The organism is Methanobrevibacter arboriphilus (assembly GCF_019669925.1).
Taxonomy (GTDB): Archaea; Methanobacteriota; Methanobacteria; order Methanobacteriales; family Methanobacteriaceae; genus Methanobinarius; species Methanobinarius arboriphilus_A.
In genome coordinates, this window is sequence record NZ_AP019779.1 from 1,128,158 (window position 1) to 1,144,822 (window position 16,665).

Genomic DNA, 16,665 nt, shown 5'->3' on the forward strand with positions numbered 1-16,665 from the left:
TAAATTATTCTAATTAACATTTTAACAAAATTTGTAAAAATATAATTAAAAGATTATAACTAAAAACGTTACAAATATTAAAAATAATTTAAGAATAAGTAAAATTAGATTAAAAGTAGATTAAAAATAGGTTAAAAATAATTTAATAAACTAAAATAAAAAAATAAATGAAAAAAAAATGGAAAATAAAAAATAAAAAAATAAAGAGTTTAAGAATAAAGATTTATTTAATAAATACTTAAAAAACACATTATAAAGTAAAATAACTATAAATGTATTTAACTAAATAAATCTAATTAAAATAAATCTCTTAAATTAATCTTATAAGCACCTAAGTTTCCACCATAGTTACCTGCGCTGATTTCTTTAACTCCTGGAATTGTACAAGCAGCTTTTATTCCTTGTTTCATAGCTTCTCTTACAGATTCTTCATCAATACCATCAATAACTATTTCATAGATACCATTTACATCTTCTCTAATTTCACTTTCTACAACTTCTTCTTTTAAAGAAACACACATTTTCTCATTTGTAGAAGCATTTAAGAAATTATATTCATTACATCCTACTTTAGATCCAGAAGCAACAATTCCACCAGGGAACGGAGTGATTGTTCCAGGTACTTCATAAATCGCATCAACAGCTGCTTCAGCAGCTACAAGAGCATTCATTTGACTATCAGCAAGTATAAAGAAGTTTCCTCCAGCAACACCATCTTTCATTCCAAAATCAGACTCAACCAAAAAGTCACCAGACATAATAGGGATAGATTGAACAGTTCTTCCACCAACTTCAACTTCCTTCTCATATCCATCACCGAAGAATTTCAATTTGAAACCAGCTTTTAATACTTCTTCAGTATCTTCTAATGCATTGAATACAGCAGTAGTAGGAGCAGTTAATATTCCCATACCAATTCTCTCAAGAAGTTCATGATCTAACTTTTTTTTACCAGAGTTACAAATCATTATAGTGTAACCTGGTCTTCCATCAGGAGTTTCAAGTGGAGAAACATAACCATCAATTCCAGCTTCAGCAGGACATCCAATTACAGAAGTACCGTAACCAGTAGCCTCAGTAGCTGCTACAAGAGCCAATTTTTTAGTTGCTGCAGTTACGAGTAACCTAGAAACTTTTATTCCAAAAGCTTCTGCATAAGTATCTTTTATATCTACACCATTTAATTGCATAAATTTCACCAATTTAGAATTTCATTTATTATAAAATAAAGTTTTCTATTTAACTTTAGTCTTAATTTATCCTATTAATTTTTAATCAAATATTCAATCAATAATTTATTATCTAAAATATTATTTTTATTTAAAATATTATTGATTCTATTATTAATTTTATCATTAATCTTATTATTAATCCTATTATTAATTCTATTATTGATTTTATTATTTAAAGCGTTATTTATATATTGTCGAGAGTATTAATTATTTTAAGTTAATTATTTTAATTATCATTTATTCGGGCTTTATTTTTTCTTCATCAATATCTTCAATATAATCTAATTCATCAATAATTTCTTTAGCTGTTTTTTCTTCACTAATACTAGTAGTGCCTATCTTATCAAGAACAGAAGAACCATAATGAGGAAGTATAGCAAACCCAATCATTGTTGGCATCCAAAAAGATATAAGTCTCTCAATAACAGTTGCTGCTGCACTTATAGAAGGAGGAATTCCTGCTGAACTATAAAAAAGGATCATAACTCCATCAACAGCACCAATACCTCCAGGAAGTAACGGAATCATACCAATTAAACTAGCAACAATAAATACCTCACCTATTAAGATTGGATCTACATTAGCACCAAAAGCTAAAAAAACTACAAAAACACGTGTTATTTCAACAGCCCAAATAAAGAAAGAAAGAGGTAAACCATAATAAAGAATCATCTTATCAGCCAACATTCTCTTCATAGTTTTTTGAAATCCTCCAATAGCTTTAATAACTTTTTTTTCTAATGTTTCAGGATCAATTTTTTTGTAAAAAATTTTAATAATGCGAACAATCCATGCCGTAATCTTTTCTCCAGCTTTTTGATTTATTGACATATATACTAAAAGAATAAAAGCAATTGTAATAACTATAACTGAAATAATTAAAATTGATAAAATTAATTTGCTTAATGAAAAATATATCATAACAGCAATTATAGTAATTACTGCAAGTACAAGAAAAGGAAAAGTATCCAATGCTCTATCAGCTATTACTGTAGCAAAAGTCTCTTCAGTCGGTTTATTAACATGTTTAGAAAGTATATATGCCCTAACTGGTTCTCCACCACCACGACCACTGGGAGTTATATTATTAATCGCCATGCCAACTAAAACCATTGGAATGATCTCTTTAACTGTTGTATTGATGTTGGCAGTTTTATTTACTATATTCCATCGAAGTGCATACAGATAAAAAATGAAAAACTGAATTAATATAGCCAATAAAATAAACCAAAAATTAGCTAACTTAAGAGCATCGATTACTTGGTCTATGCCAATGAAATATAGCATAACTCCCATTATTGCTAATCCAATAGCTAAAAATATAACAGTTTTATGTTTCATAATCACATCACATCATATACACAGTTAAATATATATTTAATATGTTATACATTTATAAAGAAAATATCTCTTTTAATAAATTGGTTGTGAATTATAATATATTTATATAATTAATTATATCGATAATACTTCAAGTTATTTTATATTATAGCTATTTATAGCTGAAATAACTTAATTAAAATAATAATTAATAAATTAAACATTATTTAATTATAATAATTTATATTATAACTTATATAACTTATTATAATTGAATCTTTATTATATTATTAGTTTATTAATTTATAATTTTATAAGTATATAGCTTTTATAAGTTTATAAATTCATTTATTTAATTATATAGTAAGATAATTATTATAAATAAAATTATTATTATAATATATAATAATATATATTATCAAAATAAATGATAATAAAATAAATATTATAAAATTTCTAGATTAAATATTATTATAAAACTTAATATAATAAAGATTATTAATATATATTATAAAGTGACATTTATAAAATAAAGTAATAGTTACAAAACAATTATAGTAATATCTCTATAAAAAAATTTTATTATAAAAACAGTACCTTCAATTTAAATAGATAATATTCTTAAATATTTTTATATAATCTAAAATATTTTATATAACACCATATATTTTATATACTATTATATAATTATTATTAACTATTCTATATCTATAATGAACATTTTTAATGTTGTTTTATAAAAAAAATGTTATGAAATAGAAATATTTATATATGTCAAAAAACATTGTATTAATAATGCATAAAATAGATAATAAATACATAGGTTTTATTCTGAATTAATTAAATTTTTTCTTAAAATAATATAAGACATTAAAAATAAAATTGAATATAAATTCATACTGATTTTACTGAATATAGATTCATACTTTTTTTAATTAATTATTTTATTACATAATTTAAATTGGTTGTATGATAAATTTTTATGTTATTACTACTTTTGCATTGAAGTTAAGGATTAGTGCTATCTAATCCAGAACTAGGTGTTATTAAAATGTTTGAAGATAGTTATAATAGACAAGAAGAATTCTCTTGCCCAGTAGAAGTCGGTACAGAGTATGATGTTAAAATAGAAGACCAAGGTAAAACTGGAGACGGTATTGCTAGAGTAGATGGGTTTGTTATATTCATTCCTGGAACCGAAGTTGGTCAAGAAGTAAAAGTAAAAGTCAATGCAACCCGCAGAAAGTTCGCTTTCGGAGAAGTAGTAGAATAATATTACTTCATTGATTTTATAAGATAATCAAATGATGAATATGATTTAATAAAGTATTAGTACATTAGTACTACTATTTATTAACATATTTGTTATTATTATTTTATAATGAATCAAAAAGCTATATTAAAATATATAAAATTTAATAATGTTTTAATTTAATGTTTTAAGATATTATTAAATTTTATATATTAGATGAAAATTACATTAAGATGGATAATATTAAAACAATCCATAGTTAATACATTAGATCAATTAATAAATATCTAATAAACTAAATACTCCTACTTATTTTTAATATAAATTATCTAATTTAAATCAGTGATTAAAAAAACTTATTCTGATCTGATTTTAACATTTGATTTTAAACAATTTTTTATTTCTATTTTAATTTAATTGTATTTTTATTTTTTATTCATTTAGATACTGTTATAAACAATAGTATATGCTTATTCTGAATAATACATACTTATTATAAACAATATGGTTATTTTAAATAATTATGCAATAATATGTTAATATTAGAATCTTAATATTAAATCTTAACTTAATATTAACTCTTAAAGATAAAAATCAAATTTTTATATATTAAATCTGTAAATATAATTTTGAGATATGAATTAAAATAATTATAATAATCAATAAAATAATAAGATATTTATATATAAAAATCAAATGATTAAAGATGAAATATATTACCCGAAGAGATATTTATATAGCATTATATTATCTTGGTAAAGTAATGCAAGGAGTAGGAATAGTAATACTATTACCAATAATTATTGCCTTAATATACAGAGAACATATTTATCTTTTAGGGTTTATAATACCTTCTTTAATATCATTAGGTGTGGGGACATTACTTGGAAGAATAAATCCTAAATGTAATCGAGTTAGGTTGAAACATGGGATGATTGTATCCTCATTAGCTTGGCTTTGGGCTGCATTTATTGGAGCCCTAGTAATGTATATATGTTTAGATATTTCATTCATAAATGCTTTTTTTGAGAATATGTCTGCTTGGACAGGAAGTGGATTTACAATATTCAAAGATGTAGAAATCTTACCAAACTCCATACTATTTCTTAGAAGCCTTGAACAGTGGGTAGGAGGATTAGGAGTTGTTGTTATAATGATTGGAGTTTTAATCCATTCAGGAACTGCCGCATCTCGTCTTTATAAGTCCGAAGCTAGAGAAGACAGAATAAAACCCAGTATAGCCAACACATTAAAAAAGATTCTCCAAATATATTTAATTTACACAATCATAGGAACTTTACTATTTATTATAGCTGGAATGCCAGTTTTTGATGCTGTAAACAATACATTTACTGCAATATCGACTGGAGGAATGTCTATTAAAAATATTAATATGGGTTTTTATAATAATGATTTATTTTATATAATATCCATGATTATAATGATAATTGGAGCAACTAGTTTTCTATCTCACTATCAAGCAATTAAAACCAGAGGGAAATCAATCTTTAGTGACATACAGTTTAAAGCTATGATAGGAGTAGTGATTTTTGCAAGCTTTTTATTAATATTAGCTACTAATATACTCCCTATGGAAGCTATTTATAGTGTAGTTTCTGCTATAACAACAACAGGATCAAGTATAAATCCTTCTGGATATTTTACAGATTATAACGCATTCATAAAAGTTATTATAATAGTTCTTATGTTTATAGGTGGTGCAGCAGGTTCTACTGTTGGTGCAGTAAAAATAATCAGAGTAATCACCTTACTAAGAGGAATATACAAAAATATAATCAATATAATTTCTCCAGAAGGACGAGTAATAAATATGAAGCTATCTAACAAACACTTAAAAGAAACCCAAGTTAGAGAAGCAAGTTCATATATCTCTCTTTATTTAATATTTATCGTTATTGGTTGGTCTGTATTAGTATTCTATGGTTATGATGGAATGAACTCTTTATTTGAAATAGTTTCTGCACAGGGAAACGTAGGACTAAGTGCCGGAATTGTGAGCGGAGACATGCCTATTGGAGCTAAAATAATTACAATATTTAACATGTGGATAGGTCGTCTAGAAATAATACCTGTGCTAGTAATTTTAAGAAGTTTTATTGAAATATTTAAAGGAATAATTCCTAAAAAAACTTATTAAAATAAATAAAAAATGTTCTAAAATTAATAATAACAAAAAACTTATTAATATCAATAAACATAGACTTAAAATCATTATCAAATTAAAATTATAAAAAATTATAAGATATTATTAAAAATAATTATAAATTATTATATATAATTACAAAAATTATTAATATAATTGTATAATATAATATCATTGTATAATAATCAAGGTGTTTGAATGTATGTTGTTATAATGGGAGGCGGGCGTGTAGGACTCACACTTGCAGATCTTCTAATAAATGATGGTTATGATATTACTCTAATCGAAAATAGTGAAAATTTATGTAATGATGCAGCTGCAGAGTTAGATGCATTGATAATCTGTGGAAATGGTACTGATACAAAAACATTAGAAGAAGCCAATATACAAGATGCTGATTTTTTTGTAGCAGCTACTGGAAATGATGAAGCTAATCTTCTTTCATGTATATTAGTTAAAGATTATGGAATACCTAAAATAATAGCTAGAGTAAGTAATCCTGATCATGAAGAAGCTTTCAGAAAAGTTGGAATAGATGATGTAATAAGTCCGGAAATAACAGCTGCAGGTTTTCTTGAAAAAATTATAACCCGCCCTAATGTAGCTGATTTAACTGCTTTTGGAAAAGGCAACGCAGAAATTCTTGATATGATTATAGAAAATGAGAAAGTTACTGGTAAAAAAGTATCTGAAGTTTCTCCAACTGATGATTATATGATAATTGCTACCTATCATGGAGGCAAATTAACTATTCCAAAACCTGATACAGTGTTAAATAAAGGAAATAAAATTTCAATACTTGTGAAAAGAGGGAACTTTAAAAAAGCAGCTAAAAAATTCATGAAATAGTTAATAAAGTGAAATAGATAAAGTTAAATAATAAAATAAATTATTCTTAATCATTATTTTATAACTATTACTTATAGCTATTATAAAATAAATATTTATTAAAATCAAATAAATAATTAATAATAATTTATATTTAGATATTATATGATTAGGCAATATAATACATCTATAATGTGTATTATACATTGTAATTTATATATGACTATGTATATAAGATATTTAATACTATTAAAAATTAAATAACATATGAAAATATCATAATAGTCATTGCTTAAACAATGAGTTAATTATTTTTTTAAATTTAAAATTATGAAACTATTAATTAAAACAAGGACAAGTAAAATAGTAAAATTGAAGTAAAAATAAGTTAGAGAAATATTTTAATATTTTATGTTATCATTAATTATTAGTCAAAGATTTGAAAACAATATTGATATAAATAATAGCTATAAATAATAGTTATAAAATAATAAGTAGTGATAATAGTTACAAATAATAACTAATATCCTTGAAACATTTGTCTTGCTAGTTCTATATGTCTTTTACCATTATTAACCCAAGGCCCATGTCCAGGTAAGAGATATTTTACATCTAATTTACTCAATCTATCAATAGATTCAGCCATATCGTTAGAATTTCCACCAATATCTATTCTACCAAAACCACCATTAGAAAAAACGGTATCTCCTGAAATCAATATTTCACCATCCCAAAGAGAAATTCCTCCACTAGTATGACCAGGAGTATGGAGAACTTCAAAGTTTGATACCTTATCTCCTTCTTTAAGTTCTATATCAACATCATTTCTCTTAATAGATTCTCCAAAGATAAAGCCTGCGGTTGATGAAAGATCTCCAGATCTAATTGATTCAGCATCATTTTCATGAATAAGAACTTTAGCATTAGGAAATAAATAATTTCCACCAACATGATCAAAGTGACAATGTGTATTTACAATCATTGATATATCATCAATATTATAGTTAGCTTCTTTAATTTTTTGATATAAATAATCTTTTTTTATACCAGTTCCAGTATCAATTAATATATCATCAAACAAATAACAATTAGAGTCAGGTCCAAAGCCTTCAATACAAAAAATATTTTTTATTTTTTCCATAAAAATCCTCAATAATATTCATAAAAATATTCATAATACTAATATATAATAATACAAGTTATAATAATAACTTATAATATATAATAATATGATTTGTATAATAATACCATATATAATCATAGATAATGATAGTATTAATAATACTGTATACTAGCTAAAATTAAAATAATAATTTAAACCATATAAAAGTAAATAATAATTCATTATCTATTTTAATTAGTATCTAATTTAATATTTAAATAGATTTTGAAAAATAATTATCAATGAAAATTAGCTATTATTTTTAAAAATAGTCCTTCTAAAAAATAAATAAGTGGGGTCACAGGGATTTGAACCCCGATCCTGGGATTTCTCATGTCTCAGTACTCCAATTGATCATCATACTATACGATGTTGATCATCATACTGTCAGTTACGCGTTTTTTCTTCAAAGACAACTGGAGTCCCAGATGATGCCAGATTACACTATAACCCCAACTACAAAACAAAAATGAACATAGTAATGGTTTTTTATAATAAATTTGAAGCCAAGGGAGAGATTTGAACTCCCGTGTAATGGATCTGCAGTCCACCGCTTCGCCGCTAAGCTACCTTGGCAACATTGAAAGTTTAGTTTAACTTAATATTTAAATGTTTTGATAAAATTTAGAATAATGAATATTTCATAAAATATTAAAAATAAATTAATAAGTTGAATTAGATATTAATCTCATTAAAAATAGTAACAATGATAAATTAATTAAAATATCCATCAATACTAAAAAATAAGCCATTTAACATGAAAAAAAGAATAAAAATATAATTTATTATATGATACATATACCTTATATTTCTAAAATTTAATTTGTTTATCAATGCCTATAATTTCATCTAATTCTAGACCATTTTTCAGAGCTACATCTTTTTCTATCTTATAATTATTACTTCTAGTTCTATCTATTTTATCTGGAGATAAAAATAGCCATTTAGTATATTTAAATTTAATTCCTAAAAATGGAGATGCCCCAAAAATATCACAAAATTCACAAAGAGCATCAATCTGAGGAGAATCAATATAAATTTTATCTTTAGTAGTAGTTTTAACCTCAATTGCAAGATATAATTTTCCATTGCCTGCCAAAACATCTGGAAGAGGTCTTTTGGTAGCTCCACCTGACGCTGGAGCTCTCATAGCTGCAAAATTCTTTTCCCATAATTTATGAACTAAATCTCTTTCTTCTGCTGAACCTTTTTTAGCCATCTTACCAACACAGCAATATTATGATAAATATTATAATATAATCCTATGATAATAATTATAGGAAAATATCATAATAACATGATAATTAATGAAATAATCTTAATGAAATAAACAGTTTAATAATGATTATAGTATCTAAATTATAATATCTAATATAATATACTTTAAATTTTTCCTAGCTAATGAAAAGTAATATTTTAATCAACAATACTTGAAAAATAATAAAAATCAAAAGTTAATGAATTTAAATAATAAATTTAAATTAGAATAAATTTAAATGAGTATTAATAAGAAAAAATAAAAAAGAAAATAAAAAATAATGAGAAAATAAATAAAAAAGAAAATAAAAAAGAAATAAATATTCTAATATAATGAAAAGTTATTAAACTAATTTAATCTCAAGAGAATTTGAGTTAAATTGGAATTGCTCTCCATTTAGTACATAAGTTATAGAATATCCCCCAATAGAAAATGGATTTGAAACAGTTGCATCAGAACCAAAATCCTCTTTAACTTGAGCTAAAGTAGGAATATTTAAAGACACAGAATATGTTTTAGATTCTCCTGGAGCTAAGCTTCCAAAATTATTAGAAGATGATTGATCCTCTGCAAGAATATTATTAATGGTAGTATTACCATTATTTGTAATTTTCCATATTAAATTAACTGTTTTTCCTTCAGCAGAATATTTAGGACCATTCAAAGAAGCAGTGATATCATTTTCATCAGTATTTCCATTGAAATTTGTATTTCCATTATTAATATTCGTATTATTAGTAACATTGTTAACAGTTTTATTTGAACTGCTATTATCAGTAATATTATTAACTTCATTATCAGTACCTTGAGTTAATAAAAATGCTGAAACTCCGCAAATAGCAATTATAATAACTATTATTAATGCTATAAATTTATTTTGCATAAAATACCTCCTTAAACCATATTCATGACTATACTATTATAAACATCAGCAAAAATAGAATGAATAAAATCATTTTTAAAATATTCACAATAATATCATTTTAATTTTGATTACCTGAAAAATAAGTAATAATTAAACTAAATAACAGCCATGAAATATATCTTTATCTTATTATCATTTAACAATATATGGTTTAGCAAGGATTTATATATTGAAGATAGTATATATAGTTATCTTTTTCCTAAAAAAAGCATAAAATCAAGTTTATTATTAAAATAATATTTATTAATAATAATTATAATAGCTATTATATTAACTATTATGAGCCTGAATAAAATTATAATCATGAATAAAAATAATGGACAATAGAAAAACTAAATTATATAAAAATGGGGCCGGGGCCGAGATTCGAACCCGAGTCGCAGGATCCACAGTCCCGTAGGATAACCGCCTACCCCACCCCGGCATTGATAACAAATAAAATTAACTTATTTAAAACATTAAATTAATTAAAATATAATAATACATTAGATTAATTAAATCATTATAACATTTAAAGTATTTATATATTTAAAGATTAATGCGGGAGCAGGGATTCGAACCCTGGTAGACCTGCGTCAACAGGTCCTAAGCCTGTCCCCTTTGGCCGCTCGGGCACCCCCGCTTTAGATAAGAAGGAGGTTTGTCCCATGAACCTTCAAAATATAAATATAACATAATATAATTCATTGAAAAAATTACATAACAAATAAATGAAATATATAATGAAATGAACTACATAATGAACAAATGATAAAAATGCTCCGGCCGGGATTCGAACCCGAGTCTTCGGCTCGAAAGGCCGAAATGATTGGCCGGACTACACCACCGGAGCAAATAAAAAAATTTAGTAAACTTATAATAGTATTATTGTATTAGCTTATAAACATTACTATTATAACACAATTTATAATATTAATCTATCAAATTATTATAATTATTAATTAATATTATTTTATTAATATATTTTATCAATAAGATTACTATGATAAAGATTATTACAAATTTATTTAAAATTATATTTATTCAAAATTATCCAATAATCTAAAATAATCAAATTAAAGCTTATATCAATGGGCCCAATGGGATTCGAACCCATGGCCGCCCGGTTATGAGCCGGGCGCTCTACCTGGCTAAGCTATGGGCCCAAAAACGCCGTCGACAGGGCTCGAACCTGTGACCAATCGGTTAACAGCCGAACGCTCTACCTACTGAGCTACGACGGCATATGAAAACCCACGCCTATAATCGGGCATGATGATAGCATATGTCTAAAATCAGTGAAGCTTTAGACAGCATTACATAGGTTGATAATCATCATATATAAACTTTTTGATAATTAAATAAACCAAGCAAAAATTTAAAATCTTTTAAAAATCTTAAATTAAGAAATGGTAATTAAAATAGACTTATTATAAACTAATAAAAATATTCAAATACTAAAATAGGCTGAAATAGCTAATATAGTTATAACTGTCAGTGGAATAGCTTTAAAAAGACTTGATTTAGATTTAGTAGCTATTAATATGTATAATAATCCTATTAGTAATGATATGAATATTGCCATAAAAGGAAAGATTCTTTGGAGTATTGCAGTTAAGATGATAACCATTAAAGCAGTAGCTATAACAACATCCCATTCAACTGAGTTTTTACTTGATTTTACAGGTTCTTTCCTATAATTTTGAGAATGGTAATCATTATTTTGATTTTTATTTAGATTAGCAGGATATTTAGAAGGATTTTCAAAATTATCAAATTCTTGATTTTTCCTCATATAACTATCCTTAATTGGACTCCTATGGTAATTAGAAACATTAGGATTAATAGAATCATTATGATTATTACGATTATTCCCATAATTATCGATTTTTCCATAATTATTATTTTTCCTATAATCATCCCCTTTTGAGTAATGATTTCTAGATGAATCTTGCATTGAGTTTGAGTGAGAATCATTAGGAATTAAACTCAAAGGTTTACCACAATTAGTACATTTTAAAGTACCATCCCTATTTTGAGTCCCACAATATCTACAATATACCATCAAATCCCTTTAATATCTTCTTTTTTATAAAATACAATTTATATAATTATAAAAACATAAAAACATAAAAACATAAAAACATAAAATATAATTCGTATCAATTTATTATAATATATATTATTAAGTTTATAAATTTTTAGATATTTATTAATCTATTTATTAGTCTATTTTTTAATCTATTTTTAACTTATTATTTAACCTATTATTATAATCTATTATCTTAATCTAACATTTTACTTTATTATTTATCTATATTTTATATAATATTAAAATTTTAACTAATATTATATATATCATTTTATTAATAATTTTAAATAAAATATTTTAAATAATATTATATAAAAATAAGAGTATTTAACATAAAACCAAAGGAAACAAAATGACATATATAAATAAAATAAAAAGCTTCGAAGTTATAGATTTAATCAGTGCCGCTAATAAACTCAGTTTAAAAAAAGGATACAACACTATAAGTTTAGAAAGAGCAATATTTTTATCATGGTGGTGTGAAAAAGGAGATTGTGGTTTTTGTTATATGAGTACACAAAAAAGCAAGATTAAAGACCCTAAAAAAGCTAGAAGAAAATTTGAAAGTATATTAGCAGAAGCAGAGATGTGTAAACGATTAAATTGGAACATTGAATTTTTATCTGGAGGATATGAATCATTTGAAACAAAAGAAATAAAAGAAATAGCAGAAAAAATATATAATATAACAAACAATCAAGTATGGTTAAATATTGGCATAACAAATGATTTAGAAGAATATGGTAAGGAAATTATTGGAATAACTGGGGCGGTTGAAACAGCCAACCCAAAATTGCATGATAAACTATGTCCAAGTAAGCCATTAGATAAAATTGGAAATATGCTAGATAAAGCTGGAGAATTAGGTTTCAAAAAAGCAATTACTGTGATTTTAGGACTAGGTGAGACTCCTGATGATATTGAATATTTAATCGAATACATTAAAAATCATAAAATTGATAGAGTAATATTTTATTCTTTAAATCCGCATAGAGACACAGAATTTGAAAAATCATCACAACCTGCCTCTTTATATTATGCAGGAGTAGTATCAACAATAAGGCTTGTCTTTCCAGATATTGAAATAATATGCGGTACTTGGACAGATAATTTAGCTAATATTGGCCCCCTAATTTTAAGTGGAGCTAATGGTATAACAAAATTTCCTCTTTTTAAAATGTTTGGAACAAAGTATGGAAAAAGAGTTGAAGAAGAAGTTTATTGGGCAGGTAGAAAATTAAAGGGAACATTTACAGATCGAAAACAACTGGGAAAAAAGGAAAGCGAATATATGTCTAATTTAGATCCTTTTATAAAAAGATACATTAAAGAATCATTAAATGATAAATATTAACTTAAATTGTTAAATTTGAATTATTAAACTTAAATTATTAAATTCAGAGTATTAAACTTAGATAATATAATTAGATAATATAAAAGATTGTATAAAACTCCAGTATTACTTAAATTATTAATATTTAATGGTATTGATACTTTTTAAATAATAAATATTCTATAAAACTCAAAAAATTAATATTAAAAATTTGGAAAAATTTATAATATATAAAATATTTAAATAGAATATTATCAAAAATAAATTAATATGTAAATAAATTAAAGATTTGAATAAATTAAAAATATGATTTAGTTAAATAGTTTATTTAGTTAATAGTTTAAAATATTTAAAATTATATATTATTAATTCTAATTAGTATTTCTAATTATTGGAGGAATTATTATTGACATGAAATGTGGACTTGAAATTCACGTACAGCTAAAAACTGACTCAAAGCTATTTTGTGATTGCCCTACAAACTATAAAGATGCTTCAGCAAACACAAACATTTGTCCAGTTTGTTTAAATCAACCAGGAGCAAAACCATATCCAACTAATGAAAAAGCTTTAGAAAATGCTCTAACAATAGCATTAATGTTAAACTGCAAAATAGACCAAAATATAACCTATTTCATGAGAAAACATTACGATTACCCAGATTTACCTTCTGGTTATCAAAGAACCTCAGTTCCAATTGGATATGAAGGAGATCTAAATGGAATCAGAATACGTGAAATACATATGGAAGAAGATCCTGGTCAATTTAAACCAGATTTTGGAATAGTTGATTTTAATAGGTCTGGAATTCCTCTCGTTGAAATTGTTACAGAGCCAGACATGCATTCCCCAGAAGAAGCTCGTGAATTTTTAAAAGAGCTAATTAGAGTCTTAAATTATAGTGAATGTGCTCGTGGAGAAGGAACAATGCGAGCGGATGTCAATATATCCCTTGAAGGAGGAAATAGGGCAGAAATTAAAAATATAAACTCTATAAAAGGTGCATATAAAGCACTTAAGTTTGAAATGATCAGGCAAAAAAATCTAATAAAAAGAGGGGTTGAAGTAAAACAAGAAACAAGAGCATTTTTAGAATCTCAAATGATAACAGTAGGTATGAGAACAAAAGAAGATGCAGATGATTATAGATTTATACCGGACCCCGATTTACCTCCAATTAAGATTCAAAGCAACCAACTTGATGAAGTAGCTGAATCTATGCCTGAAGCTCCTCACCATAAAGTCAGTAGATTCATGAAGCAATATAAAATAGACGAAGAAACTGCTAAAACATTAACTTCAGAACTCGAATTAGCTAATGCTTATGAAGAAGTAGCTAAATCAATAGATCCAAAATTTTCTGCAATGTGGATGAGAGATGAACTTAAAAGAGTTTTGACATATAACAAACTTGAATTTGCAGATAGTCAAATAAGTCCAAATAATATTATAGATCTATTAAAACTTCTTAAGGGTAAAGAGATTACAACAAAAGCAGGACAAAGAATAGTTGAACAAATGCCTAAGAATAAAAAATCTCCAAAAGAAATAGCTGAAAATTTAGGATTAATAGGCGTTGTAGAAGAAGATGAAGTAATAAACGCAGCTAAACAAGCCATAAAAGAAAATTCTGAGGCTGTAGAAGATTATAAAGCAGGTAAAGGAGCGTCACTAAACTTCTTAGTTGGTCAGGTTATGAGATTAACTAGAGGAAAAGCAGACCCTGGAGAAACTGTAAAAATATTAAAAGAATTACTTAAATAGAATAAAAATTATTAATGTATCAAATTGAATTAGAGGAGAATTAAAAGGGAAAATAGCTATTTTAAAAATTAATAATTGAAGGAAGTATAGAAAAATGAGTGGAAAATCTTTAGTAAAAAACTATATGACAAAGGATGTTATTAGCGTAAATCCTAATACACCTAATGCAGATGTTATAAAATTAATGAAAGATACTGGTCACGATGGATTTCCAGTTATTGATGAAAACGAACATATTGTAGGAATAGTTACTGCTTTTGACCTGTTATTAAAAGAATGGGAAGAGTTAGTGAAAGATATTATGTCAACTGAAGTAGTAGTTGCCCAACAAGATATGTCTATCAATGATGCTTCTAGAGTAATGTTTAGACAAGGAATTTCAAGATTACCAGTTGTAGGTAGAGATGGGAGACTTAATGGAATAATAACAAACACAGATATGGTTAGATCCCATATAGAACGATCAACTCCAACTAAAGTAAATTACTTTAAAAAGACTTTAGAACAGTTATATGGAATTAGAACAAATTTAAAAAGAGAAAAAGTTAGTACTAATGATTTAAGACCTACTCAAGATAAAGTCTATGCAGATGAATTAGAAGGAAGGACTTATGAATTAAAAAGAGGGCTAGCTGAGCCAGCTATTGTAGTAAAAAGTGGAAATAGATGGATACTTGTTGATGGACATCACAGAGCCGTTGCTGCAAGAAAATTAGGATGTAATGAAATTGATTGTTATGTTATTAACTTAAACAAAGATTTAGAGTTAGGCATGGAAAAAACAGCTGACAAAGCAGGAATACATAATTTTGATGATATTGAAATTATTGATGATGCACAACATCCACTTATAGCTATTACAGAAAGTTTAAAGAAAAAAATGCCTGAAAAAATGAAACCTGGTAAATATTGGACCAAAGAAGATGAAGAACAAGAAAGTAATGAATAAAGTAAAAATAGCTTTAAAAGATTCGTATCATATATCAAATCATATTTAATTTATACAATAAAGAAGGATCCTTAATGACTAAAGAAAAAATTATCAGAGATATTTATGAAACATTAGAAGATAGAAAAAATAACCCAATTAATTCATATACTTCTAATATAATGAAAGATAGCAAAAAATTAGCTGAAGATAAAATTTTAGAAAAAATAGGGGAAGAGACAGCTGAAGTTATAATTGCATCAAAAAATAATGAAAATCTTGTTCATGAATCTGCTGATTTAATTTTTCACACACTTCTTCTTTTAGCATACAAAGGAATTAGCCTAGATGAATTATTAGATGAATTTAAAAGAAGACATGAATTATAGTTACTAAATATCGCAATTTTATTAAAAGTTACTAGATAT

Annotated in this window: 13 protein-coding genes and 7 tRNA genes; 7 read left to right on the forward strand and 13 right to left on the reverse strand. The window is 25.4% G+C overall.

The window, feature by feature from the left end; translation table 11 throughout:
• Positions 1-296: 296 nt before the first annotated feature.
• Positions 297-1,190 (reverse strand): formylmethanofuran--tetrahydromethanopterin N-formyltransferase, encoded by an 894-nt coding sequence (fhcD, locus tag MarbSA_RS05005; protein ID WP_042702321.1) that lies wholly within the window; start codon positions 1,188-1,190, stop codon positions 297-299.
• Between the two features lie 279 nt (positions 1,191-1,469).
• Complete coding sequence (locus MarbSA_RS05010) at positions 1,470-2,573, reverse strand: UPF0104 family protein (RefSeq protein WP_221061998.1); 1,104 nt, start codon at positions 2,571-2,573, stop codon at positions 1,470-1,472.
• A 1,030-nt stretch (positions 2,574-3,603) separates the two neighbouring features.
• On the opposite strand from MarbSA_RS05010, the gene MarbSA_RS05015 reads away from it, so the two are divergent.
• The 3 genes from MarbSA_RS05015 to MarbSA_RS05025 all read left to right on the forward strand — a co-directional run bounded on the left by MarbSA_RS05015 (position 3,604) and on the right by MarbSA_RS05025 (position 6,817).
• A complete protein-coding gene (locus MarbSA_RS05015) occupies positions 3,604-3,825 on the forward strand; it encodes a TRAM domain-containing RNA chaperone (RefSeq protein ID WP_042702324.1) in 222 nt (73 codons plus the stop codon).
• 685 nt (positions 3,826-4,510) lie between these two features.
• On the forward strand, positions 4,511-5,962 hold the full coding sequence (locus tag MarbSA_RS05020; protein ID WP_042702327.1) for a TrkH family potassium uptake protein: 1,452 nt from the start codon (positions 4,511-4,513) through the stop codon (positions 5,960-5,962).
• A 204-nt stretch (positions 5,963-6,166) separates the two neighbouring features.
• Positions 6,167-6,817, forward strand: coding sequence for a potassium channel family protein (locus MarbSA_RS05025; protein ID WP_042702330.1), 651 nt, complete (start codon positions 6,167-6,169; stop codon positions 6,815-6,817).
• 499 nt (positions 6,818-7,316) lie between these two features.
• Here MarbSA_RS05025 and MarbSA_RS05030 read toward each other — a convergent pair whose 3' ends face one another.
• From MarbSA_RS05030 to MarbSA_RS05080, 11 genes are all read right to left on the reverse strand, one after another.
• Positions 7,317-7,937, reverse strand: coding sequence for an MBL fold metallo-hydrolase (locus MarbSA_RS05030; protein WP_054835405.1), 621 nt, complete (start codon positions 7,935-7,937; stop codon positions 7,317-7,319).
• Between the two features lie 314 nt (positions 7,938-8,251).
• Positions 8,252-8,412 (reverse strand) — tRNA-Trp (locus MarbSA_RS05035).
• A 50-nt stretch (positions 8,413-8,462) separates the two neighbouring features.
• Positions 8,463-8,534, reverse strand: a tRNA-Cys gene (locus MarbSA_RS05040).
• A gap of 235 nt (positions 8,535-8,769) precedes the next feature.
• Entirely contained in the window at positions 8,770-9,177 is a 408-nt protein-coding gene (gene hjc, locus MarbSA_RS05045; protein ID WP_042702335.1) for a Holliday junction resolvase Hjc, read from the reverse strand.
• Between the two features lie 382 nt (positions 9,178-9,559).
• Positions 9,560-10,099, reverse strand: a complete 540-nt coding sequence (locus tag MarbSA_RS05050) for a hypothetical protein (RefSeq protein WP_054835710.1) — start codon at positions 10,097-10,099, stop codon at positions 9,560-9,562.
• A gap of 390 nt (positions 10,100-10,489) precedes the next feature.
• Positions 10,490-10,565 (reverse strand) — tRNA-His (locus MarbSA_RS05055).
• A gap of 115 nt (positions 10,566-10,680) precedes the next feature.
• Positions 10,681-10,763 (reverse strand) — tRNA-Leu (locus MarbSA_RS05060).
• 135 nt (positions 10,764-10,898) lie between these two features.
• Positions 10,899-10,973, reverse strand: a tRNA-Glu gene (locus tag MarbSA_RS05065).
• Positions 10,974-11,212: 239 nt separating this feature from the next.
• Positions 11,213-11,286, reverse strand: a tRNA-Ile gene (locus MarbSA_RS05070).
• A 5-nt stretch (positions 11,287-11,291) separates the two neighbouring features.
• Positions 11,292-11,364 (reverse strand) — tRNA-Asn (locus tag MarbSA_RS05075).
• A gap of 206 nt (positions 11,365-11,570) precedes the next feature.
• The gene (locus MarbSA_RS05080) at positions 11,571-12,185 is read right to left on the reverse strand and encodes a zinc ribbon domain-containing protein (protein ID WP_221061999.1); all 615 of its coding nucleotides are present in this window, start codon (positions 12,183-12,185) and stop codon (positions 11,571-11,573) included.
• Positions 12,186-12,564: 379 nt separating this feature from the next.
• On the opposite strand from MarbSA_RS05080, the gene MarbSA_RS05085 reads away from it, so the two are divergent.
• The 4 genes from MarbSA_RS05085 (at position 12,565) to hisE (ending at position 16,626) form a co-directional block, all read left to right on the forward strand.
• Positions 12,565-13,566, forward strand: a complete 1,002-nt coding sequence (locus MarbSA_RS05085) for a radical SAM protein (protein WP_432420121.1) — start codon at positions 12,565-12,567, stop codon at positions 13,564-13,566.
• A 390-nt stretch (positions 13,567-13,956) separates the two neighbouring features.
• Positions 13,957-15,309 (forward strand): Asp-tRNA(Asn)/Glu-tRNA(Gln) amidotransferase subunit GatB, encoded by a 1,353-nt coding sequence (gatB, locus tag MarbSA_RS05090; RefSeq protein WP_221062000.1) that lies wholly within the window; start codon positions 13,957-13,959, stop codon positions 15,307-15,309.
• Positions 15,310-15,403: 94 nt separating this feature from the next.
• The gene (locus tag MarbSA_RS05095) at positions 15,404-16,258 is read left to right on the forward strand and encodes a CBS domain-containing ParB/RepB/Spo0J family partition protein (protein ID WP_042702347.1); all 855 of its coding nucleotides are present in this window, start codon (positions 15,404-15,406) and stop codon (positions 16,256-16,258) included.
• A 74-nt stretch (positions 16,259-16,332) separates the two neighbouring features.
• Complete coding sequence (gene hisE / locus MarbSA_RS05100; protein ID WP_042702350.1) at positions 16,333-16,626, forward strand: phosphoribosyl-ATP diphosphatase; 294 nt, start codon at positions 16,333-16,335, stop codon at positions 16,624-16,626.
• The last annotated feature ends 39 nt before the right edge of the window (positions 16,627-16,665 follow it).